Origin of the sequence: Arsukibacterium tuosuense (assembly GCF_900215315.1) — a bacterium.
GTDB classification, from domain to species: Bacteria; Pseudomonadota; Gammaproteobacteria; order Enterobacterales; family Alteromonadaceae; genus Alishewanella; species Alishewanella tuosuense.
Genome location: NZ_OBEB01000007.1, coordinates 252870 through 275544, shown reverse-complemented (window position 1 = coordinate 275544; position 22675 = coordinate 252870). Strand labels below are relative to the sequence as shown.

Annotated in this window: 21 protein-coding genes; 2 read left to right on the top strand and 19 right to left on the bottom strand. The window is 51.0% G+C overall.

Annotated elements, in window-relative coordinates; all coding sequences use genetic code 11:
- Positions 1-384: 384 nt before the first annotated feature.
- From CRO03_RS15415 to trmJ, 19 genes are all read right to left on the bottom strand, one after another.
- Positions 385-2640, bottom strand: a complete 2256-nt coding sequence (locus CRO03_RS15415) for an arginine/lysine/ornithine decarboxylase (RefSeq protein WP_097112524.1) — start codon at positions 2638-2640, stop codon at positions 385-387.
- A gap of 16 nt (positions 2641-2656) precedes the next feature.
- Entirely contained in the window at positions 2657-4141 is a 1485-nt protein-coding gene (der, locus tag CRO03_RS15410) for a ribosome biogenesis GTPase Der (protein ID WP_097112523.1), read from the bottom strand.
- Between the two features lie 72 nt (positions 4142-4213).
- Complete coding sequence (gene bamB / locus CRO03_RS15405) at positions 4214-5389, bottom strand: outer membrane protein assembly factor BamB (RefSeq protein ID WP_097112522.1); 1176 nt, start codon at positions 5387-5389, stop codon at positions 4214-4216.
- Positions 5390-5401: 12 nt separating this feature from the next.
- Positions 5402-6031 carry a YfgM family protein gene (locus CRO03_RS15400; protein ID WP_097112521.1) on the bottom strand — a complete coding sequence of 210 codons (630 nt, stop codon included), beginning with the start codon at positions 6029-6031 and terminating at the stop codon, positions 5402-5404.
- Between the two features lie 104 nt (positions 6032-6135).
- Positions 6136-7413: a histidine--tRNA ligase gene (gene hisS, locus CRO03_RS15395; RefSeq protein WP_097112520.1), complete on the bottom strand. Its 1278-nt coding sequence runs from the start codon at positions 7411-7413 to the stop codon at positions 6136-6138.
- A 76-nt stretch (positions 7414-7489) separates the two neighbouring features.
- Positions 7490-8602 carry a flavodoxin-dependent (E)-4-hydroxy-3-methylbut-2-enyl-diphosphate synthase gene (ispG, locus tag CRO03_RS15390; protein ID WP_097112519.1) on the bottom strand — a complete coding sequence of 371 codons (1113 nt, stop codon included), beginning with the start codon at positions 8600-8602 and terminating at the stop codon, positions 7490-7492.
- Positions 8603-8604: 2 nt separating this feature from the next.
- Positions 8605-9528 carry a RodZ domain-containing protein gene (locus CRO03_RS15385; RefSeq protein WP_097112518.1) on the bottom strand — a complete coding sequence of 308 codons (924 nt, stop codon included), beginning with the start codon at positions 9526-9528 and terminating at the stop codon, positions 8605-8607.
- Positions 9525-11543, bottom strand: a complete 2019-nt coding sequence (gene pilW, locus CRO03_RS15380) for a type IV pilus biogenesis/stability protein PilW (protein WP_245861684.1) — start codon at positions 11541-11543, stop codon at positions 9525-9527. The genes CRO03_RS15385 and pilW overlap by 4 nt, the downstream gene beginning before the upstream one ends.
- A gap of 21 nt (positions 11544-11564) precedes the next feature.
- The gene (gene rlmN / locus CRO03_RS15375; RefSeq protein ID WP_097112516.1) at positions 11565-12692 is read right to left on the bottom strand and encodes a dual-specificity RNA methyltransferase RlmN; all 1128 of its coding nucleotides are present in this window, start codon (positions 12690-12692) and stop codon (positions 11565-11567) included.
- 245 nt (positions 12693-12937) lie between these two features.
- Positions 12938-13369, bottom strand: a complete 432-nt coding sequence (gene ndk, locus CRO03_RS15370) for a nucleoside-diphosphate kinase (protein ID WP_097112515.1) — start codon at positions 13367-13369, stop codon at positions 12938-12940.
- Positions 13370-13460: 91 nt separating this feature from the next.
- Positions 13461-13799 (bottom strand): ISC system 2Fe-2S type ferredoxin, encoded by a 339-nt coding sequence (gene fdx, locus CRO03_RS15365; protein ID WP_097112514.1) that lies wholly within the window; start codon positions 13797-13799, stop codon positions 13461-13463.
- Between the two features lie 2 nt (positions 13800-13801).
- Positions 13802-15658, bottom strand: coding sequence for a Fe-S protein assembly chaperone HscA (gene hscA / locus CRO03_RS15360; protein WP_097112513.1), 1857 nt, complete (start codon positions 15656-15658; stop codon positions 13802-13804).
- 8 nt (positions 15659-15666) lie between these two features.
- Positions 15667-16191, bottom strand: a complete 525-nt coding sequence (gene hscB / locus CRO03_RS15355) for a co-chaperone HscB (protein WP_097112512.1) — start codon at positions 16189-16191, stop codon at positions 15667-15669.
- Between the two features lie 30 nt (positions 16192-16221).
- The gene (gene iscA / locus CRO03_RS15350) at positions 16222-16545 is read right to left on the bottom strand and encodes an iron-sulfur cluster assembly protein IscA (RefSeq protein WP_097112511.1); all 324 of its coding nucleotides are present in this window, start codon (positions 16543-16545) and stop codon (positions 16222-16224) included.
- 6 nt (positions 16546-16551) lie between these two features.
- Positions 16552-16935: a Fe-S cluster assembly scaffold IscU gene (iscU, locus tag CRO03_RS15345; protein WP_019675682.1), complete on the bottom strand. Its 384-nt coding sequence runs from the start codon at positions 16933-16935 to the stop codon at positions 16552-16554.
- 29 nt (positions 16936-16964) lie between these two features.
- Positions 16965-18179, bottom strand: coding sequence for an IscS subfamily cysteine desulfurase (locus CRO03_RS15340; RefSeq protein WP_097112510.1), 1215 nt, complete (start codon positions 18177-18179; stop codon positions 16965-16967).
- 19 nt (positions 18180-18198) lie between these two features.
- Entirely contained in the window at positions 18199-18681 is a 483-nt protein-coding gene (iscR, locus tag CRO03_RS15335; RefSeq protein ID WP_046555617.1) for a Fe-S cluster assembly transcriptional regulator IscR, read from the bottom strand.
- 101 nt (positions 18682-18782) lie between these two features.
- Positions 18783-19592, bottom strand: a complete 810-nt coding sequence (cysE, locus tag CRO03_RS15330) for a serine O-acetyltransferase (RefSeq protein WP_245861682.1) — start codon at positions 19590-19592, stop codon at positions 18783-18785.
- A 4-nt stretch (positions 19593-19596) separates the two neighbouring features.
- Positions 19597-20346, bottom strand: a complete 750-nt coding sequence (trmJ, locus tag CRO03_RS15325; RefSeq protein ID WP_097112538.1) for a tRNA (cytosine(32)/uridine(32)-2'-O)-methyltransferase TrmJ — start codon at positions 20344-20346, stop codon at positions 19597-19599.
- A gap of 194 nt (positions 20347-20540) precedes the next feature.
- Here trmJ and CRO03_RS15320 point away from each other — a divergent pair, with 194 nt between their 5' ends.
- Positions 20541-21365 (top strand): class I SAM-dependent methyltransferase, encoded by an 825-nt coding sequence (locus CRO03_RS15320; RefSeq protein WP_097112508.1) that lies wholly within the window; start codon positions 20541-20543, stop codon positions 21363-21365.
- 13 nt (positions 21366-21378) lie between these two features.
- On the top strand, positions 21379-22674 hold the full coding sequence (gene purD, locus CRO03_RS15315) for a phosphoribosylamine--glycine ligase (RefSeq protein ID WP_097112507.1): 1296 nt from the start codon (positions 21379-21381) through the stop codon (positions 22672-22674).
- The last annotated feature ends 1 nt before the right edge of the window (position 22675 follow it).

Genomic DNA, 22675 nt, shown 5'->3' with positions numbered 1-22675 from the left:
ACGGCCTCCTTGGAAATAGTTTTTTTCGACGGCAATCAAAAAATAGCTATTAACTCGGAGGCCGTCCAAGGCCACTTAGGCTAGATGATTATCAGATAACAATTAAATTTCGTTACCTTAATACTTTTGGTTCTGACCCCATAAATTCAAAATCTTTTTTGCGGTGCAGGCTTTGCAGGCATATATCAACAAAGCCTGAGCTGGGGCATTACCCGACTTCGCCGGCCTCTGCCTGTTGTCGCTCTCCTGCCGCTGTTAAGTATTTAACATAGCAAAAGGGACGTAAAAAGATAGCGGCAAAATGTTAGTAAATATGAACTGAGGCAGCAGCAATAGACAGGGATTGGCTGGTGTTGACTAGCCAATCCCTATATCAGGTTAACGTTACTCTTTTACCACATCAATAAAGTAGTGGCTTTCACCGGCGATAGTTTCCCGCACCAGACCATGGACATCGGTCTCAAAGCCCGGGAACTGGCCGTTAAAGGCGCGGGTAAACTTCAGGTAGTTAATAATGGTGGCGTTAAAACGCTCGCCCGGCACCATTAGCGGAATACCCGGTGGGTAAGGAGTTACTAACATGGCAGTAACCCGGCCGGCAATATCGTCTATCGACACCCGCTCAATTTCGCGGTGCGCCATTTTGGCCCAGGCATCGGCCGGGGTCATCGCGGTTTCAATGGTCGACAGGTACATCTCAGTGGTCACTTTAGCCACGTCGAACTGGCGGTAGATATTGTGAATTTGCTGACATAAGTCGCGCAGGCCCACTTTTTCGTAACGCGGGTTCTTGGCCACGAATTCCGGCATCACCCGCCACATCGGCAGGTTTTGATCGTAGTCGTCTTTAAACTGTTGTAACTCGGTAACCATGGAGTTCCAGCGGCCCTTGGTAATGCCGATGGTAAACATAATAAAGAACGAATACAGGCCGGTTTTCTCAATAATAATGCCGTGTTCGGCCAGATACTTGCTGACGATAGTGGCCGGTATGCCCTGCTCGTCAAACTGGCCCAGCATATTCAGGCCCGGGGTAATAATGGTGGCTTTAATCGGGTCAAGCATATTAAAACCTGACTCTATTGGCCCGAAACCATGCCAGCTGTCAGTAGCATGCAGCACCCAGTTGTCCCGCTCGCCAATACCTTCTTCCGGCAGATGTTCGGGGCCCCAGACTTTAAACCACCAGTCGTCATCACCGAATTCGTTATCCACTTTGCGCATCGCCCGGCGAAAGTCGATGGCTTCCAGTAAGCTTTCTTCAACCAGCGAGGTACCGCCCGGCGCTTCCATCATCGCGGCGGCGACATCACAACTGGCGATAATGGCATACTGCGGGCTGGTGGAGCTGTGCATTAAATACGACTCGTTAAAGCGGTGGGTATCTAAATTACGGTTAGTGGCATTTTGTACCAGAATTTGTGATGCCTGAGATAAGCCTGCCAGCAACTTATGGGTAGACTGGGTAGCAAATACCAGAGTTTCATCCGAGCGCGGCCGGTCTTTACCGATGGCGTGCATATTGCGATAAAAATCGTGGAAACTGGCATGCGGCAGCCAGGCCTCGTCAAAATGCAGGGTATCGATGGTTGAGCCCAACTGCTGCTTAATTTCTTCCACGTTATACAAAATACCGTCGTAGGTGCTTTGGGTAATGGTTAAAATGCGCGGCTTTTTGTTTTTGGCATTGCGGGCAAAGGGGTTCGCCTCAATTTTTTTGGCAATGGCCTCTGGTGAAAACTCACTTTTCGGAATAGGGCCAATAATGCCGTAATGGTTGCGGGTTGGCATTAAAAATACCGGAACGGCACCGGTCATAATAATCGAGTGCAAAATCGACTTATGGCAGTTACGGTCTACTACCACAATATCGCCCGGCGCTACTACAGAGTGCCAGACCATTTTATTTGAGGTAGAAGTACCGTTGGTGACAAAGAATAAATGGTCAGCATTAAAAATACGGGCGGCATTTTGCTCGCTTTGCGCCACCGGGCCGGTGTGATCCAGCAACTGACCTAACTCGTCAACCGAGTTACAGACATCGGCCCGCAGCATATTCTCCCCAAAGAACTGGTGAAACATCTGGCCGACCGGGCTTTTTAAGAAAGCCACGCCACCAGAGTGGCCCGGGCAGTGCCAGGAATAAGAGCCGTCAGAAGCATAATCCATTAAGGCATTAAAGAATGGTGGCGCTAAGGCATCCAGGTACTTTTGCGCCTCGCGGATAATATGGCGGGCGACAAATTCTGGTGTGTCTTCGAACATATGAATAAAGCCATGCAGCTCGCGCAATACATCGTTCGGAATATGGCGGCTGGTGCGGGTTTCACCGTACAAGAATATCGGGATATCAGCATTACGTTTGCGTACTTCTTTAACAAAGGCCCGAAGCTCAGTCAGCGCGGTATTCACATCGGCGTCGCTGCCACTGCCAAACTCTTCATCATCTATCGATAAAATAAAACACGAGGCGCGGCTGGCCTGCTGGGCAAAAGCCGTTAAATCGACATAGCTGGTATAGCCTACGACTTCAAAGCCATGGCTGCCGATGGCCTGGGCTAAATCACGAATACCTGAGCCCGAAATATTTTCTGAACGGAAATCTTCATCGATAACAATAACCGGAAAACGAAATTTCATCAGTTAGTCCTTGCTGTTAATCTTTTTTCGCCACTTTCTGACGGGCCTTCATCAACCGCTCACGCTTGTATTTCTGCAGCGCAGTTTCAGTGTTCTTTTTAGTAGGCGTGAACGGGTTTTCACCTTCCCGGAATTCGACCCGCACCGGCGTGCCCATCATTTGCAGCGATTTGCGATAGTAATTCATTAAATAGCGTTTGTATGAGTCAGGTAAGTCTTTAACCTGATTACCATGAATGACGATAATAGGCGGGTTATAACCACCGGCATGGGCATATTTCAGTTTTACCCTGCGGCCATGCACCATCGGTGGCTGGTGATCTTCCTGCGCCATTTTCATAATGCGGGTAAGCAGCGAGGTACTGACCCGTTTAGTGGCAGAATCGAACGCTTCTTCTACCGACTCAAATAAGTTACCCACGCCTGAGCCATGCAGGGCTGAAATGAAATGCAGGCGGGCGAAATCGATAAAGCCAAGCCGGCGGTCCAGCTCGCGTTTTACTTCATCTTTAATGCCATCGTTCAGGCCGTCCCATTTATTAACGGCAATAACTAACGAACGACCAGCGTTTAAGGCAAAACCCAGAATGCTTAAGTCCTGATCTGAAATACCCTGGCGCGCGTCCAGCACCAGCAACACTACGTTAGCTTCTTCAATCGCCTGCAGGGTTTTTATTACTGAGAACTTCTCAACCATGTCGTCAATTTTACCCCGACGGCGCACACCAGCGGTGTCGATCAGGGTGTAGTTCCGCTCATTGCGCTGCATCGGAATAAAGACCGAGTCGCGGGTGGTACCGGGCATATCAAATACCACTACCCGCTCTTCACCCAGAATACGGTTGGTCAGGGTTGACTTACCGACATTAGGCCGGCCAACAATCGCCAGTTTAATGTGCTCGCTGCGCAAGCGGGCGGCTTCAGCATCGGCTTGTTCTTCGGTCAGGGTTTCCAGCGCCGGGCCAGCATCGGCTTCGGCCTCATCGTCTGCCCCTGCCTGCACACTGTCGGCCAGAAACGGCAACAAGGCATGTTGTAGCAGCGATGACACACCGCGGCCATGGGCGGCTGCTATCGGATAAACTTCACCAATGCCCAGACTGTAAAAGTCGGCCACGGCACTGTCGGCATCCAGACCATCAGTTTTATTGGCTACCAGAAATACCGGCTTTTCCACCCGGCGAATATGCTCGGCAATGGCGCTGTCACCGACGGTCGCGCCCGCCCGGGCGTCAACCATAAACAGCACCACATCAGCCTCGTCAATTGCTTTTAAGGATTGCTCAGCCATTTCAACTTCGATGCCTTGCTCATTGCCATCGATACCACCCGTATCTACTACAATAAACTCCAGGCCTTCGAAATTAACCGAGCCATACTTACGATCCCGGGTTAAGCCCGGGAAGTCTGCAACCAAAGCGTCACGGGTGCGGGTTAAACGATTAAACAGTGTGGATTTGCCAACATTGGCGCGCCCCACCAGGGCTACTACAGGTAACATTCAGTCAACCTCAGAAATAAGAAAACAGGCCCAATCAGGCCTGTTCCTTCAGTTATATGCCTAGGGTACCGGTTAAGGTACTTGTAATAAGACTAGCTCACCATTGCGGCTTGTCACTAATATATAGTCGTCGGTCGCGACGGCTTCACGATAAAAACCAGAGCCATCCATGCTTTGCCGGGCAACGAAATCACCATTGTCTCGATTGAGCCAGTGCAGGTTACCTTCATTGTCACCCACTACCAGATAATCTTTATATACAGTTGGCCCGGTCAAAAAGTGCCGTTGTAAGCCTTGCTGCCCCCACACTTCACTGCCATTACGCCGGTCAACAGCATAAATACCACCTGTTGAATCAACCAGATATAAGATATTGCCGGCCACAGCCATATTACGGAAACTGGCATAATCGCGTTTCCATAACTGGCGGCCACTGCGCAGCTCCATCGCCACCAATTCACCGTTATAAGCGATGGCATACAAGGTCCCCGCAACGACAATGGGCTTGGCATCGACATCAACCAGCCGGGATAAATCGGTACTACCCTGCGGTGAGGCTATGGCTTCTTCCCAGGCCTGATAACCACGGTCAGCGATCAACACGCCCACCCGGCCCGTGCCACTGCCGTAAATTACCCCACCGGCTTCAATTACCGGTTCACTGACTCCACGAATGGTCAGGGCGGGCTGCTCATCTTCAAATGTCCAGCGCTGCTCGCCGGTTGCCGCATCTAACGCGATCAACGTACCCGCGGTCGTCGCAACTACCAGCAGGCCAGCATCAACTGCCGGGCTTGCCAACACTTCACCTTTGACTGCAACCCGCCACAGAAGCTCGCCGGTTTCAGCATTCAATGCGAATACTTCACCATCTTCGGTACCCAGATACAATTTATTGTCGTTAAAGGTTACGCCACCGGCAATCCGGGCGCTATCGCCGCTTAGACGCGCTAACAACGAAGTTTCGTCCTCATCGCGTAAGTCAAAGCTCCACAAGGTACGACCATTACTAAGGTTTTTAGCCTCAACAATACCGTCACGACTGGCTGCATAAACCTTGTCTGTAACAATAACCGGTTTTAAACCTGACTCGTAATGCTCAACCCCGTTGCCCACATTACTTTGCCACACTTTCTTCGGGCTGATGCTGTTCTGCACGTCCGGCAAAACCAGTTTTTCTTTGCTGGAACAGGCAGTTAACGCCAGAGCCACGACAACGGCCGCTGTTAATTTTCCGAATAATTTCACGCCTACCCCTTATTAACTGGCTGTAATATGTGCCAATTCATCCAGTTTTACCTGTAAAAGTGGCCGGGTTTGCTCGCTACTGGCCAATGCTTGCTGATACGCTGCTTTTGCCTGCGCTAACTCGCCGGTCAACTGCAATACATCGCCTTTTAATTCAGCCTGCTGGCCAACAAAACTTGCCGGTACCGGCAGCTGCAAGGTCGCCAGCGCATCAGCATAGTTACCCTGCTCACGTTGTACCCGGGCCAGCCGCAACTGGGCAATAGCTTGTACCGGAGCATCGGCAGCGTTATTTACTACCCAACTTAAGTGCTCAGCAGCAACCGCAAGTTGTTGGCTGTCAATTGCTTCACGGGCCGCCAGTAAGGCAGCAAATACTGCATAGCTGGTGTCACCTTTGGCATCAATAAAGCCTTTGGCACTGGCTAACCAATCGCTGCCTTCCGTTTGCTGCTGTTCCAGCAACTGGCTGTACTCGGTTGAAACTTGCTCTGCCTGGCTGCGTTGCTCTGCCTGAAAATAGCGCCAACCGTAAAGTCCTGCCAAACCAATAACCACGCCGCCTAAAATCGCTTTGCCGTAGCTATTCCAAAAGCGTTTAATAGCTTCAACCTGTTGTTCTTCGCTGCTGTAAATTTCCAATGTTACTACTCCGTAATATCCTGCTTATCTGGTTAAGTACCGGCTGATTCCCGCTTGATAACGGCTGTCTGCGGCCAGCACTGTTTACTGTTTGTAAAACTGTTTTACTCAACAACGCTGGCCAGTAATTGCGGCAATTCAGCCAGTGCCAGCGTTTGTTGTGGTTTATCCTGACGCAGCCATTTCAGCGTTATTTCACCACGTTCCAGTTCATCTGCACCAATGATTAACCCTAGTTCAGCGCCAGACTTGTCGGCCCGTTTCATTTGCTTTTTCAGGTTGCCGCCGCCGCAGTGCAAGATAACACGTTTTGGCGCTAACCCGCTACGCAGCTGTTCGGCAATCGCAATGGCAGCAAGTTCCGCCGCTTCACCCATTGGCATAATATAAATATCGGCTGTGGCCTCAGGCACGCTGACCAGCTGCAGGGTTTGCAGCAATAATACCAGCCGCTCCATTCCCAGAGCAAAACCCACTGCCGGCGTGGCTTTGCCGCCCAGTTGTTCGACTAAACCATCGTAACGACCACCAGCACATACGGTGCCCTGGGCGCCCAGCTCAGTAGTGACCCACTCAAAAACGGTCTTGTTGTAATAATCAAGACCACGCACCAGGGTCGGGTTTACCGTGTAGGCAATGCCTGCAGCATCCAGGCGGCGTTTTAACTGGCTGAAATGTTCTGCCGAATCGGCATCTAAATAGTCACATAGCTGCGGCGCAGCCGCTAATACCTCAGCCAATGCCGGGTTCTTGCTGTCGAGTACCCGCAACGGGTTGCTGTGCATCCGGCGCAGACTGTCTTCGTCTAACTGTGACTTGTGCTGTTCCAGATAGGCCACCAGCGCGTCGCGGTATACTGCCCGGGCTTCGTTTGAGCCCAGCGAATTTAATTGCAAGCTGACATAAGGTGCCAGCCCCAGTTGCTGCCATAAATTAGCTGTCAGCATGATTACTTCAGCGTCAATATCGCTGCTGGCAATGCCAAAAGCTTCCAGGCCGAACTGGTGAAACTGACGATAACGGCCTTTTTGCGGCCGCTCATGCCGGAACATCGGCCCCATATACCACAGCCGTTGTTCCTGGTTATATAACAGGCCATGTTCGTTGCCGGCCCGCACACAGCAAGCGGTACCTTCCGGACGCAGGGTCAGGCTGTCACCGTTGCGATCGGCAAAGGTATACATTTCTTTTTCAACGATATCCGTTACTTCACCAATGGAACGCTTAAACAGCTCAGTCATTTCGACGATAGGAAAGCGGATTTCACTATAGCCAAAGCGGGCCACTGTACTGCGCAATACCTGCTCCAGATGTTGCCAAAGTGGTGTATCCTGCGGCAGGCAATCGTTCATGCCGCGTATTGCCTGAATATTTTTTGCCAAAATTAAATTCTCACTACCATGCTAAAAAGCGGCTGATTATAAGAGGTGTTGGTAATAACACCAAACCGCTCCCATTTTAATCCAGTTGTTTTATGCCAATCAGTTGTTGACGGGCGACCAGATACTGCCGCACCTGCTGCTCCAACTGCTCAGCGATGTTGTTGTTGTCCAGCCGCAGCTTCTGCCGCTGGCCATTTAAATAAAAGCCACTTTTGCGGTTAGCACCTGCTACGCCTAAATCGGAAATAAGCGCCTCGCCCGGGCCATTCACTACACAGCCAATTACTGACACGGTTAAAGGCTCGACAATATCTTCCAGCCGTTGCTCCAGTTCGTTCATGGTTTTGATCACATCGAACTCCTGGCGCGAGCAGCTGGGACAGGCAATAAAATTAATGCCGCGCTGGCGAATACGCAGCGATTTAAGAATATCAAATGCCACTTTGACCTCTTCCACCGGATCAGCCGCCAGCGAAATCCGCAGGGTATCGCCAATACCCTCTGCCAGCAGCATTCCCAAACCGATGGCCGATTTAACAGCGCCAGCGCGGGCGCCACCGGCTTCGGTAATGCCTAAATGCAGTGGCTGCTTAATTTGTTTGGCCAGCAACCGGTAAGCGCCTACCGCCAGAAACACGTCTGACGCTTTGACACTGACTTTAAATTGGTCGAAATTCAGCCGATCCAGAATATCAACATGACGCATCGCCGATTCCACTAACGCTTCCGGGGTTGGCTCGGTATATTTTTCCTGAATATCAGCCTCTAATGAACCACCGTTTACCCCAATACGGATCGGGATATTGTGATCGCGGGCACAGTCGACCACGGCGCGGATCCGATCTTCGCGGCCAATATTACCCGGGTTAATCCGCAGACAATCGGCACCATATTCGGCCACTTTTAACGCTATCCGGTAATCAAAATGAATATCCGCTACCAGCGGAATGGTTGCCTGCTGTTTAATCAGTTTAAAGGCTTCAGCCGCTTCCATGGTAGGCACCGATACCCTGACCAGATCAGCACCGGCATCGGCAATCGCCTTAATTTGTGCCAGGGTCGCCGCAACATCAGTAGTGCGGGTGTTGGTCATCGATTGCACCGCAATCGGGGCGTCGCCACCGATTGCAACACTACCTACATGAATTTGAGTACTCAGGCGTCGGGTAATAGGATTGTCAGCAAACATGATTAGTCGGGTTCCGCCAGGGTAAATTTAGCCACTCTGCCTGCGGGCAGCGATGACATATCAAAGGGTTGGTTATTCAGGGTAATTCGCACCACACTGGGGTTGCCAAGAGTGACTACGAAGGGGGCCTTACCACTCACCATCATCTGGTAACCCGCTTCTTTAGTACCATAGGCAATACGGTTGCCGTCAGCATCCAGCACATCTATCCAGCAATTGTCCTGGAAATCCATAATAATAACATCAGGCTGAGGTGAAGCTACTGCCTCTGCTGCAATCTGGCTGGCCAGCTCGGGCATAGTTTCAGCGGCGATAAAATCAGGCAGGCTGACAGCCGCTGGTTCAGTTTCAGCATTACTGCTATCAGCACTTTTAGTTTCAATAGTACTTTCAGCTTCACCTGCATTAACAGTACTTCCAGCCATCGCTGGAGCTGCACTACCGTTGTCCACCTGCGCAGCTGCAGCAGGCTGCTGTCCTGGTGCACCGTCAGCGCCAGGGCTTGTCGTTTGCCACCACCACAACACCAGCATCAGTATCAGAATAAAACCTATGGCATAGGTTAACCACATAAAGCGGTTTTCAGTTGCCTGTAACTCTGCGCGATTTGAGAAGGTCCGCATCGGCTTCGCCGGGTCGCCACTGCCAACATTTTGTTGCTCGAACGCCGTCAGCACCTGTTTCTCCGGCAACTTAACCAGCCGGGCATAGGCCCGCAGATAACCACGCACAAAGGTGACCAGCATCGAACTGTCCAGTTGGTCAGCTTCAATTTGTTGCACCAGATTAACCCGTAAATTTAATTGCAGAGCAACTTCAGCTACACTGAGTTTGCGTCGCTCTCTGGCCTGGCTGAGCAACTGACCGGCGGTCAGCACGGTTGGCTCTGTTGATTCTGATAACTCAGTTGGTTCTGTGGTGGTCATGGTTCAATGCGGGCCGGGTCGATAACCAGAACCTGTTGGCCCACCTGCAACTTACTTTGCTCGGTGAGGTTATTCCAGGCCATAAAGCGCTCCAGCCGGATATTATAGCGATAGGAAATACCAAACATGGTTTCTCCTGCTGCTACCTGATGGTAAGGCTCAGAGGCATCAATGGGCTCATTGTACTCTGTAAGTCTTGCAACTGTTTGCGGTTGCTGTTGCTGTAACTGTTCTTCGTCAACTTCAGCTAACCAGATCCTCTGGCCTGTTTTAATAACTGATTCCGGAGTCAGCTGGTTCCACTGCATCAGCCTGGCCAGCCTGATGTTATGCGCCACCGAAATGGCATACAGTGACTCGCCCTCTTGTACCACATGAAAGGTTGCCGGCTCGTCGCTCAGTTGCGCTGCTGTTGCCACTTGCTCAGGCTGCGCTTCAGATTGGGCTGCAGGCTGGCTTACTGTAGCAATTTCAGACGGGCTTTCACTTTCAGTCTCATTTTTAATTTCACTGGCGTTTTCACCAGTTTCAACGGTCTGAGTTGGAGCGGATTCAGTTAATACGGTTTCAGCCGGCAGACTTAGCGGCGGCGTCGCCGCTAAAACCAGCTGACTGGCGGCATCCTGCTCAGCCTGTTGCTCAGCGGCTTGCTGCTGTGCAGGCTGGTTATCTGCTGCCTGTTGCTCTGTCGCCTGTTGTGCAGCTAATTCTTGAGCAGCCAGTGCATCTGCTGCGGCTTGTTGCTCAGCTAATTCTTTGGCCGCCAATGCATCAGCTGCCGCTTGTTGCTCAGCTGCCTGCTGCTCTGCAAGTTGCCGGGCAACCAGTGCTTCGGCCGCAGCCTTTTGGGTTGCAGCTTGCTGCTCTGCTTGTTGGCGCTGTGCCAGAGCTTTCTCTGCCGCTTCGTCTTCTGTGGGTTGCTGGCTGCTTAGGGCGCCGGCAATCGCCTGGCTGCTTACCGAACTGGCCGAACTTGCACTGGTTGCCGCACTTTCTGATGTTTGCTGGTCACTTTCAGTTTGTTGCTCTGTGGCTTGCGATAATGCTTGTGCAGCCGGGTCCGGTTCACGAACTACCGGTTCTGCAGGTTCTGCTGTTTTACGTCTTACCACTCTTAATCTGGGGTTAGCGACTGGGGCGCTGGTTACCACCTCTGATGCAGCACCGTCTAGCATCACAATATTGGCCATCAGGCTTAATTTGTATTGCTCACGTAATTGTTCAAATTCACTTTCCAGCAAACGTTGCTGCAACAGTAAGCGGGCTTCTGGTGTATCGATATACAAGGTTAGCAATAATTGCTCAGCATGTTTCATGGTGCTGACATCACCCTGCTTTTCTGCCACCAGATAATTAAGCAAAGTACTGCGCGCTGACACCCGGCCTAAACGCTGGATTTTTTGCAATGATGTTTTAGCACCAACATTGTCGCCCATCGCATAATTTAATGCGGCTAAGTTAATCAATGAGCTGATGCGGGTGCCATTGTGCGATACTGAAGATTCAAGAAAGGTTTTGGCTTTGCTGAAGCCCTGCTGGTCCAGCTGACACAGTGCCAGGTTTTCATAGCTTTCAGCTACCCGGATATAACCCGGCCGTGAAATCGCTTTTAACAGCAGCTCTTCTGCTTCATCGTACTTGCCAACCTGACACAAAAACGCACCATAGTTGTTGTAGGCATCCGCATTATTGCTGTCTTTATCGAGTGCTTGTTTATAGGCTTCTTCGGCCTGAACCTGCTCGCCAACACTCTGATAGTAAAACGCCAGGGCGTTGTACACTTCAGGCAAGTCGGGCGCAAACGCTTTGGCACGCTCTAAATTGTATTTAGCCTGCGTGGTATCGCCCCGACGCAAATAATTTAAGCCCAGAGAAATTCGGGTACGGGCAGCTTCACTGTTATCAAGCGTTCGCTCACCAACCTGGCGGTCAGATCCGACATAACTACTTTGTGATACACACGCTGTCAGGGTTAACGACATACAGAGTGCAAGCCCTACCGAAAATTTCTGCATTACCACTGGTCATCCCTTGGGTTACGGCAGCGTTTTAACCAGAATAGGCTGGCCTTTCTGCTGCTTCTTTATCAGTCTCTTGGTTCGATCTATCACATCGCCTACCAGCTGGCCACAGGCGGCATCGATATCATCGCCCCGGGTTTTCCGTACCATAACAGTAAAACCGTGTTGTTGTAACACCTTGTTAAAACGGTCAATCCGCGAGTTGCTCGACCTTTTATAGGGCGACCCCGGATACGGATTAAAGGGGATAAGATTAATCTTTGCCGGCGTATCTTGCAATGCCTGCGCTAACTCATGCGCCTGTTCCATGCTGTCGTTGATACCATCGAGCATAACATACTCTACTGTGACCTTATCATTGGCCTTAGAGTTCTCGACATAACGACGCGAGGCCGCTAAAAATTGCTCCATCGGATATTTTTTATTAACCGGCACCAGTTCATCACGTAAGGCATTATTTGGTGCATGTAATGAAATAGCCAACGCCACATCAATCCGCTCACGCAACAGGTCGAGCGCTGGCACCACGCCAGAGGTACTTAAGGTAACCCGACGTTTTGACAGGCCAAAACCATAATCTTCCAGCATCAGCTCCATTGCCGGCACCACGTTATTCAGGTTTAACAACGGCTCGCCCATGCCCATCATCACCACATTTGTAACCGGCTTTTCGCCGGTATCGCCGTAACTGCCAATAATCTGGGCAACACGCCACACCTGACCAATAATTTCACTGACGCTGAGATTACGGTTAAAACCCTGCTGCGCGGTAGAACAAAAAGTACAGTCCAGCGCACAGCCTACCTGGGAGGAGACACACAAGGTGCGCCGATCTTTTTCAGGGATCCAGACGGTTTCCACTTCCTGACCACCGGCGAGGCCCATCACAAACTTAATAGTGCCGTCAGTGCTGTCCTGCCGGGTTACCACGACAGGCGCGGCAATAACTGCCAGCGTTTTTAGTTTGTCACGCAATGCTTTATTGATATTGGTCATTTTGTCGAAGTCATCAACGCAGAAATGATAAATCCACTTCATCACCTGATCGGCCCGAAATGGTTTTTCACCAATAGACACAAAAAATTCCTGCATTTGAGCACGGGTAAAATCTAACAAATTTACCTGGTTTACCGGCTTGTTCATACCCTGATGACTCCTGCTGACATCTATCAATAACTCATTTTTACGACTTTAATATATCCAAAGGATTTCGAAATGGACGTAGGCGGCTAGACCGTGAATCCCCATGAACTTAGCACTACTAAGTGATTGGGTCGGACTGGCGAACCAGTTAACGGGCGTAGCCAACACCCGTGCATTTTGAAATACGACGGATAAAGGCAGAAAAGGGGCTGACGCCCCTTTCCTTCAGCCAACACTTTTCCGAATTAACGGGTACGGCTGCACAGCTCAGCTTCAGTGAAGAAAAATGCAATTTCACGGGCAGCAGATGCTGCTGCATCAGAGCCGTGCACCGCGTTTTCATCAATGCTGTCAGCATAGTCAGCACGTAAGGTGCCGGCTAATGCATCTTTTGGGTTAGTGGCACCCATGATTTCGCGGTTTTTCCGCACAGCATCTTCACCCTCTAATACCTGAACCATAACCGGACCAGACGTCATAAAGCTTACCAACGCGTTGAAGAACGGACGCTCTTTGTGCTCGCCATAGAAACCTTCAGCTTGTTCCTGGCTTAAGTGTAGCATTTTAGAGGCAACAATCCGCAGACCGGCAGATTCAAAACGGTGGTAAATAGCACCGATCAGGTTCTTGGCTACTGCATCCGGTTTAACAATTGAAAAAGTACGTTCTAAGGCCATGTCAGGCTCCTGTCATTAAAGGGTTAAAATTTTAACGCGGCAAATTATACGCTAATTGCCGGAAAAAACCTACAGTGGCAGATATTTCAGACTAGTGGCCTTCACTAACCATATTGACGGTATATTTCGGGATTTCCACTACCAGATCCTCATCGGCAATCCGTGCCTGACAGCCCAGACGCGATTCCGGTTCCAGCCCCCAGGCTTTATCCAGCATATCGTCTTCCAGCTCATCACTTTCGTTCAGTGAGTAAAAGCCTTCGCGGACAATGACATGGCAGGTGGTACAGGCACAGGATTTCTCACAGGCATGCTCGATGGCGATGCCATTTTTCAATGCTACATCCAGCACAGTGTCGCCGGTATTCGCATCGAGTGCGGCGCCTTCTGGACACAATTCAGCATGGGGTAAAAATACGATCTTTGGCATGATTAAACCTCGTCAACTTTATGGCCCTGCAGGGCCTGCCGGATTGATTTATCCATACGCCGGGCAGCAAAGTCATCTGTTAAAGTATTGGTATGTTCGATGGCGGCTTTAATGGCTGCCGTGTCGTCCTGCTGTCGCACTTGCGCTAAGGTGGCCAGTGCCGTTTTAATTTCTGTCAGTTCCTGCTCATTCAGCAGCGTACCGTCATGTTGCAGCGCGGCGCTGACTGCTTCCAGCACCCGGTCAGCCTCGACCTGCTGCTCACGTAATAAACGCCGCTGCATATCCTCACGGGCGTGTTGCATTGAGCCACTGATCATACCGGCTACCTGTTCGTCAGTTAAACCGTAGGATGGCTTAACCTGAATACCTGCGGCGACACCGGTCGATTTTTCTTCGGCACTGACATTAAGCAGGCCATCGGCATCAACCTGAAAAGTTACCTTAATATGAGCACCACCAGCTGGCATCGGTGGAATACCGCGCAGCTCAAAGCGGGCAAGCGAGCGGCAGTCTTCAACCAGTTCACGCTCGCCTTGCAGCACATGAATGGCCATGGCGGTCTGGCCATCTTTAAAGGTGGTAAATTCCTGAGCGCGGGCCACCGGAATAACGGTATTGCGCGGAATAACTTTTTCGGTCAGGCCGCCCATGGTTTCCAGGCCTAGAGACAACGGAATAACATCTAACAGCAAGGTTTCATGCTCAGCTTTATTACCTACCAGCACATTGGCCTGGATAGCTGCACCCAGCGCGACCACTTTATCCGGGTCAATTGAGGTTAATGGCTCAGTAGCAAAAAACTGGCCGACCTGACTGCGCACCAAGGGCACCCGGGTAGAGCCCCCAACCATCACCACTTGCGCCACTTCGTCCGGGGTTAAATCGGCATCGCGTAATACCTGGCGGCAGCTACGAATGGTTTTTTTAACCAGGGCAGCGCACAGTTGTTCAAATTCAGCCCGGCTAAGCGTGCCTGCAAGCCTCTGCTCATCAGCGACAAAGGAATAATCAGCCGTATCGTTGTCGGTTAACTGCTCTTTCAGCTTACGGGCTGCAGTCAAATATTGGCGCCGGCCGGTATGGCTTAACTGCTGCTGGCCGCTATGCTGCTGTAACCAACCGACAATAGCCTGGTCAAAGTCATCGCCGCCCAGCGCAGAATCACCACCGGTTGCCAGGACTTCAAACACGCCACGCTTTAACCGTAAAATAGAAATGTCAAAGGTGCCACCGCCTAAATCGTAAACGGCAATCACCCCATCCTGACCAGAATCGAGGCCATAGGCCAGGGCAGCAGCGGTCGGTTCATTTAATAAGCGCAGCACATTTAAACCCGCCAGCCTGGCGGCATCTTTAGTGGCCTGACGCTGAGCATCATCAAAATATGCTGGCACGGTAATTACCACGCCATTTAACTCGCCACCCAGTACCTGACTGGCCGTATCGGCCAGGGTGGCCAGAATTTCAGCTGACACCTCAACCGGGTTTTTCACCCCTTCACGAGTTGCCACGGCAGCCAGCCCGCCCTGGTCAACTAACTGATAAGGTAATAACTCAGCCAGAGGCTGGGTTTCAGCATAGCCTTTACCCATTAGCCGCTTTATAGAAAAAATAGTATTGCTGGCGTCTGCCGCTGCGGCGGCGACAGCATCTTGTCCTACTTCGGTTTTATCCGGGCCGTATCGCACTACTGAGGGGATCATGTCAACGCCGGCAGCATTGTGCAGGGTGTTAGCCTGACCGCTGCGAACCGCGGCAACCAATGAATTAGTAGTGCCTAAATCGATACCGGCAGCCAGTTTATGTTGATGGGGCGCAGCACTCTGGCCGGGCTCTGCAATCTGTAATAACGCCATAGCTTAGTTTAGTCTTGTAATTGCTGTTCAATTAACTCCAGCTCGTGCTGCAGTTTAAAGAAAAATTTGAGTTTACGCACCAGTTCCGCAGCCTGCTGGTTCTGTTCAGCCGTATTGGCCTCAAGTGCTGCTGCCAGTTGTTTTAACAATACCTTGCGTTGCTGCTGCAATTGTTGCTCTACCGCCATAATGGCGTCGTCCGGATCATCACTTGTGCTGATTTCTTCCAGCTGTTCCCGCAACTCCATTTGCTGCATTAAAAACACCGGATCGGTGAAGCTGCGTTGTTCATGGCTGATTTTCAGACCACGTAACGCCAACAGATGTTCAGCCCGGAGCAACGGTTGCTTCAGGCTGTGATAGGCATCGTTAATATTAGCGGTTTGCTGCACCGACATCAGGCGGTCACGATTAGAGGCAGCCGCATAATTGTCAGGATGAAATTGGCGCTGCAATGCCAGATAGCGTGAACCGAGTTCAGTTAAATCCAGCTCAAAGGTCGCCGGCAAATCAAACAACTGAAAATAATTCATCTAATATCGGCCTTACAGCAGTCGGAAAAATTAAACGGTAAAGCTTTCGCCGCAACCACATTCGCCGTTAACATTTGGATTCTTAAACTGAAAACCTTCGTTCAGGCCTTCTTTGACAAAATCCAGCTGGGTGCCGTCGATATATACCAGGCTTTTACCGTCGACAATCAGCTTCAGGCCATGCTCTTCAAACACCTGATCATCGTCGTTCAGCTCATCGACAAACTCCAGCACATAAGCAAGACCGGAACAGCCGGTGGTCTTAACGCCCACCCGCAAACCCAGGCCCTTACCGCGATTCTGCAGAAAGTTACGTACTCTTTCAGCTGCCGCTGTGGTCATCGATAATGCCATACCGCCCTAACCTCCGCGCTTTTGCTTATAATCGGCAATCGCCGCTTTGATTGCATCTTCTGCCAGAATAGAACAGTGAATTTTCACCGGTGGCAACGCCAGTTCGTGGGCGATGTCTGTGTTCTTAATTTGCTGGGCTTCATCCAGACTTTTGCCTTTAACCCACTCTGTTACCAGCGAGCTGGAAGCAATGGCGCTGCCGCAACCGTAAGTTTTAAACTTGGCATCTTCAATAATACCCTGTTCATTAACTTTAATTTGCAGTTTCATCACGTCACCACAAGCCGGGGCGCCGACCATACCGGTAGCGATGCTTGGGTCATCTTTGGCGAAAGAACCCACATTACGTGGATTTTCATAATGATCGATTACTTTATTGCTGTAAGCCATGATTGTTACCTCGTTGGGCCGGTCCGCGCTTAGTGCGCAACCCATGCCACAGTGTTTAAATCAATACCGTCTTTGAACATGTCCCATAACGGTGACATTTCACGTAATTTATCAATCGCCTGATGGACAATTTTAATCGTGTGGTCAATCTGTTCTTCCGTAGTAAAACGGCCGATGCTAAAACGAATTGAACTGTGAGCAAGTTCATCCGTTAGGCCCAGGGCCCGCAATACATAAGATGGCTCTAAGCTGGCTGAAGTACAGGCTGAACCTGATGATACGGCAATATCTTTTAATGCCATGATCAGCGACTCGCCTTCCACAAAGTTAAAGCTGATATTGGTAATACCCGGTACGCGGGGTGCGCCGCCGCCATTTAAATACACTTGCTCAATATCTTTAATGCCATCCCACAGGCGATCACGCAATGCGGTGATCCGCTCACGCTCAGCGGCCATTTCTTCTTTGGCTAACCGGAATGCTTCGCCCATAGCAGCAATCTGATGCGGTGCCAGAGTCCCTGAACGCATACCGCGCTCATGGCCACCACCGTGAGTTTGTGCTTCTAAGCGAATCCGCGGTTTACGCCGCACATACAATGCACCAATGCCTTTCGGGCCATAGGTTTTGTGACCAGAGAACGACATTAAATCGACTTTCAGGTTCTGTAAATCAATGTCCACCTTACCGGTGGCCTGGGCCGCGTCGACATGAAATACAATACCTTTGCTGCGACACAGTTCACCGATAGCAGCAATATCCTGAATAACACCAATTTCGTTATTAACGAACATAAGGCTGACCACAGTAGTGTCAGGCCGCATAGCCGCTTCCAGTTTAGCCAAATCAACCAGGCCATTGCTTTCCACGTCCAGGTAAGTAACTTCAAAACCTTCACGCTCCAGCTGGCGCATAGTATCGAGCACCGCTTTATGTTCGGTTTTAGCGGTAATTAAATGCTTGCCCTTTTTCTTATAGAACTGGGCTGCGCCTTTAATTGCCAGATTGTTCGATTCAGTGGCACCAGAGGTAAACACAATTTCCCGTGGATCAGCGTTAACCAGTTCAGCTATCTGACTACGGGCGATTTCCACCGACTCTTCCGCCTGCCAGCCGAAACGGTGCGAACGGGACGCAGGATTACCAAACTCGCCATCCATAGTCAGATATTGCATCATTTTTTCGGCCACACGCGGGTCAACCGGGGTGGTAGCCGCATAATCCAGATAAATAGGTAGCTTCATTGTTGGCTCCGTAATGCGTTTACAACTGGCAACTGACTTTGATGTCAGTTGCAGGATTCTTTACATTGCGACTGTTTTGCCGCTGTGCAATATTTTGCACATCTTGCTGACTGACCAGTGCAGCCAGGCTGATATTGGTTAGAAAATCTTCTATCCGGTGACTTAAATCGTGCCACAGAGTATGGGTTAAACACTTAGCGCCACTCTGGCAATCTGATTTGCCCTGGCAGCGCGTGGCATCTACTGACTCGTCAACTGCGGCAATAACCGCCGAAATTGAAATGGCTTCCGGTGCCAGCCCCAGCTGATAGCCGCCACCCGGGCCGCGCACGCTGCTCACTAAACCTTGTTTACGCAAGCGGGCGAATAATTGTTCAAGATAAGATAACGAAATACCCTGGCGCTCAGAAATATCGGCCAGCGGCACCGGACCCTGCCCTGCGTGCAGTGCCACATCCAGCATGGCAGTCACAGCATAGCGACCTTTCGAGGTTAATCTCATAACACGCTCCCTGACTTCATAGGGGCTATTGTACAATCCTGACTATTTTAGTCAAGTATATATCCTACCAGTATAGTCAGGTATTACGAGCACGGTATTAATTAAATACCCGGATCAAAAGCATCAACTTCTTTGCGTCGTTGCTCAGCTGCTTGCTGCTCGGCCCGTTTAAAATCTTCTTCCGGTAAATCTAACTCCGGCATTTCAGCACAAACGTTACCGCCCAGGCTGTTGACACTGCTACACAGCTCCGCCACTTTATTATCCAGCAGATGGATGTGGTCGAGCAAGGTACCGATAGCGCTGGCAACCGGATCCGGATTTTCTGCTGACACTGCATAAGCATCAAACCCAAACTTCTTCGCCAGATGCTGGCGCTGCTCACTGACTTCTGCCGCCACTTTAGCAACAATCCGGCCCGGAATACCCACCACGGTCGCCCCCGCCGGCACATCACGCACCACCACGGCATTGGAACCGATGCGGGCATTTTCGCCCACCTGTAATGGCCCCAGCACTTTAGCGCCGGCACCAATGACCACACCATTAGCCAGGGTAGGATGGCGTTTGCCAGGGTTCCAACTGGTACCGCCTAAGGTGACACCATGGTACAACGTACAGTCATCACCTATCTCAGCCGTTTCACCAATGACCACGCCCATGCCATGGTCTATAAAAAAGCGGCGACCAATTTTAGCACCCGGATGAATTTCGACCCCGGTCAGCCAGCGGGCAATAGTACTTAAAAAGCGGGCCAGCCACTTAAAATTCGCCCGCCACAACCTGTGGTTAAGCCGGTGCCACCAGATTGCATGTAACCCAGGATAATTAGTAAGCACCTCGAAAGTACTGCGCGCCGCCGGATCGCGATCAAAAACACTTTTTATATCTTCTCTGATACCCGCAAACATCGCCTTACTCCTTGTGAGTATTGCCATCAACTTTTTCAAGCCGCTGCATCGAGGTCAGAATGCCGCGCAAAATATTATACTCGGCTTCTTCCGGCCTGGCCCGGTTAAACAACCGTTTTAATTTTGTCATCACGACCCCGGGATGCTGCTTAATAATAAAACCGGTGTGCTGCAACGCCGCTTCCAGATGCTGATAAAAGTTTTCCATTTGCTCTGAGCTTGGGTAGTTGACAGCATCAGGTTCGGCAGCAGCAGGCACCTTGGCCAGATAAGCCATCCGCAGCTCGTAACAGACAATTTGCACTGCCATCGCCAGATTCAGCGAGCTGTACTGCGGATTAGCGGCAATACAGACATGGTAATTACACAGCTGCAGCTCTTCGTTGCTAAGGCCACTGGACTCACGGCCAAACACTACCGCTACCGGCTTATTACTCTGGGCTATGGCTAACTCAGCGCATTCGCGCGGCTCCAGCATAGGCCAGCTGAGCGTGCGGGACCGGGCGCTGCTGCCCACGACCAGGGCACAATCGGCGACCGCCTCTGCCAGGGTGTCAAAGGTAGTAGCACCAGCCAGAATTTCGCTGGCACCGGCAGCCAGTGCATAGGCCTGGCCGTCTGGTGCCGTCTTAGGCGCTACCAGGCATAACTGAGATAAACCCATGGTTTTCATTGCCCGGGCCACCGAGCCAATATTACCGGTATGGGTGGTACCAACCAGCACCACTTTAATATTGCCTAAGGCACACGGCATTTTATTGTCCATAAGGGATAACCCGATAACACATAGTTAAAAAGGCTGGCATTCTAGCATAGGCTAATGTAATTGTTGATTGAAATTTGGCAGTCTGGCCATCTAAATGAAGACGATAGCCACTGTCGATAAACACTGCAATTCATTGACTGCTTTGCTAAACTATCGCCACTTTTATCAAAGAGAGCCTGAAGATGAAAACACTTAGCAAAGTTATAACGTTATCAGCAATACTCTTGTCGCTGCCAGTACTGGCAGACAGCACCACTGACGCCCTGCAGCAAGCCGCAGATCATCATGTCCGCAGTGAACAGAACAAAAGCCGCGATCAGTTCCGTAATCCGGTGCAAACTCTGCAGTTTTTTGACGTTACGCCTAAAAGCACCGTGGTAGAAATATCACCGGGTGGTGGCTGGTATACCGAAATACTGGCACCACTATTGGCAGCTCATGGCACCTACTACGCTGCCCATTTCCCGGCTGACAGCAGCTCAGATTATTACAAAAAAAACCTGGCAGCATTTAAAGAAAAGCTGGCTGCGGATCCAATATACAGCCGGGTAATGTTAACCGAATTTGCCCCGGGTAACAGTAACGCCATTGCACCGGCCGGCAGCGCAGATGTGGTACTGACTTTCCGTAACCTGCACAATTGGTATGGTCAGGGTGGCGATGAGGCTATGGTCGCAATATTTAAAGACTTTTATAAAGCGTTAAAGCCCGGTGGTGTCCTGGGTGTAGTCGAACACCGTCTGCCAGCCGATCAGACGGCCGGGGACTGGACCAAAACCGGCTATTTCCCAGAACAACTGACCATAAGTCTGGCTGAACAAGCGGGCTTTGAACTGGAAGCAAGCAGCGATATTAACGCCAACCCTAAGGACAGCGCTGATCATCCTCGTGGTGTCTGGAGCCTGCCCCCGGTATTGCGGTTGGGCGAGCAAGACAAAGCCAAATATCAGGCAATTGGTGAAAGCGATCGTATGACCCTGAAATTTCGTAAACCTGTAGCACAATAAAACGGAAAACCCGATGAAAGTACTGGTAATCGGCGGCGGCGGCCGCGAACATGCACTGGCCTGGAAGGCGGCGCAATCTCCCTTAGTCAGCCAGGTATTTGTTGCACCCGGCAATGCGGGCACCGCCCGTGAAACAAACCTGCAGAACGTGGCTATTGCCGCTGATGATGTAGCAGGTTTACTGGCCTTTGCCACAGAGCAGCAAATCGGCCTGACGATAGTTGGCCCGGAAGCGCCGCTGGCCAAAGGTGTGGTCGATGCGTTTCGTAAGCAGGGCATGGCTATCTTTGGCCCCACGCAGACGGCAGCGCAGTTAGAGAGTTCAAAAGCTTTTGCCAAGGACTTTCTGGCCCGTCATCAGATCCCCACCGCCGCTTACCAGAACTTTACCGAGATTGCGCCGGCTAAAGCCTTCGTCAGACAATTGGGTACGCCTATTGTGATTAAAGCAGACGGCCTGGCCGCCGGTAAGGGCGTTATTATTGCCCAGAGTGAAACCGAAGCCTTTGCTGCCATTGACGATATGCTGGCCGGCAACAAATTTGGTGATGCCGGCAGCCGGGTAGTTATTGAAGAGTTTTTACACGGTGAAGAAGCGTCTTTTATCGTAATGGTAGATGGCGAACATGCGCTGGCGTTTGCCTCATCGCAGGATCATAAAGCCCGCGACAACGGCGACAAAGGCCCAAACACCGGTGGCATGGGGGCTTATTCTCCCGCCCCGGTTGTTACACCTGCGGTGCACGACTGGGTAATGCAGCAGGTTATTTATCCAACCGTGCGCGGCATGGCTGCAGAAGGTAATGTATTTACCGGCTTTTTATATGCCGGCCTAATGATAGCCCCCGACGGCTCAGCCAAGGTGCTGGAGTTTAACTGCCGCTTTGGTGATCCGGAAACCCAACCGATAATGCTCAGGTTAAAATCTGACTTAGTAGCGCTATGCCAGGCTGCCGTCGAAGGCAAGCTTGATCAGGTGGATATCGATTTCACCGAACAGGCAGCGGTAGGCGTTGTGCTTGCGGCCGGCGGTTATCCGGACAGCTATGCTAAAGGTGCAGCGATAGCCGGCCTGGACGGCATCGACACTGACAGCGCCAAAGTGTTTCATGCCGGCACAGCGTTAAAAGACGATGAAGTAGTGACAAATGGTGGCCGGGTACTCTGCGCCACGGCGCTGGGTGCCAACGTCAGTGCTGCGCAGCAGGCTGCTTACCAGCTGGCAAGCCATATCAGCTGGGATGGCATGTTTTATCGCAGCGACATTGGCTATCGTGCGGTTGCCCGCGAACAAACACAACAAGGCTAAA

Bases quoted from the DNA above. Each gene is read 5' to 3' on its own strand.
- CRO03_RS15415 (WP_097112524.1), bottom strand. From the start codon at position 2,640: ATGAAATTTCGTTTTCCGGTTATTGTTATCGATGAAGATTTCCGTTCA.
- der (WP_097112523.1), bottom strand. From the start codon at position 4,141: ATGTTACCTGTAGTAGCCCTGGTGGGGCGCGCCAATGTTGGCAAATCC.
- ispG (WP_097112519.1), bottom strand. From the start codon at position 8,602: ATGTTTGCTGACAATCCTATTACCCGACGCCTGAGTACTCAAATTCAT.
- CRO03_RS15385 (WP_097112518.1), bottom strand. From the start codon at position 9,528: ATGACCACCACAGAACCAACTGAGTTATCAGAATCAACAGAGCCAACC.
- pilW (WP_245861684.1), bottom strand. From the start codon at position 11,543: ATGCAGAAATTTTCGGTAGGGCTTGCACTCTGTATGTCGTTAACCCTG.
- rlmN (WP_097112516.1), bottom strand. From the start codon at position 12,692: ATGAACAAGCCGGTAAACCAGGTAAATTTGTTAGATTTTACCCGTGCT.
- ndk (WP_097112515.1), bottom strand. From the start codon at position 13,369: ATGGCCTTAGAACGTACTTTTTCAATTGTTAAACCGGATGCAGTAGCC.
- fdx (WP_097112514.1), bottom strand. From the start codon at position 13,799: ATGCCAAAGATCGTATTTTTACCCCATGCTGAATTGTGTCCAGAAGGC.
- hscA (WP_097112513.1), bottom strand. From the start codon at position 15,658: ATGGCGTTATTACAGATTGCAGAGCCCGGCCAGAGTGCTGCGCCCCAT.
- hscB (WP_097112512.1), bottom strand. From the start codon at position 16,191: ATGAATTATTTTCAGTTGTTTGATTTGCCGGCGACCTTTGAGCTGGAT.
- iscA (WP_097112511.1), bottom strand. From the start codon at position 16,545: ATGGCATTATCGATGACCACAGCGGCAGCTGAAAGAGTACGTAACTTT.
- iscU (WP_019675682.1), bottom strand. From the start codon at position 16,935: ATGGCTTACAGCAATAAAGTAATCGATCATTATGAAAATCCACGTAAT.
- CRO03_RS15340 (WP_097112510.1), bottom strand. From the start codon at position 18,179: ATGAAGCTACCTATTTATCTGGATTATGCGGCTACCACCCCGGTTGAC.
- iscR (WP_046555617.1), bottom strand. From the start codon at position 18,681: ATGAGATTAACCTCGAAAGGTCGCTATGCTGTGACTGCCATGCTGGAT.
- cysE (WP_245861682.1), bottom strand. From the start codon at position 19,592: ATGTTTGCGGGTATCAGAGAAGATATAAAAAGTGTTTTTGATCGCGAT.
- trmJ (WP_097112538.1), bottom strand. From the start codon at position 20,346: ATGCCGTGTGCCTTAGGCAATATTAAAGTGGTGCTGGTTGGTACCACC.
- CRO03_RS15320 (WP_097112508.1), top strand. From the start codon at position 20,541: ATGAAAACACTTAGCAAAGTTATAACGTTATCAGCAATACTCTTGTCG.
- purD (WP_097112507.1), top strand. From the start codon at position 21,379: ATGAAAGTACTGGTAATCGGCGGCGGCGGCCGCGAACATGCACTGGCC.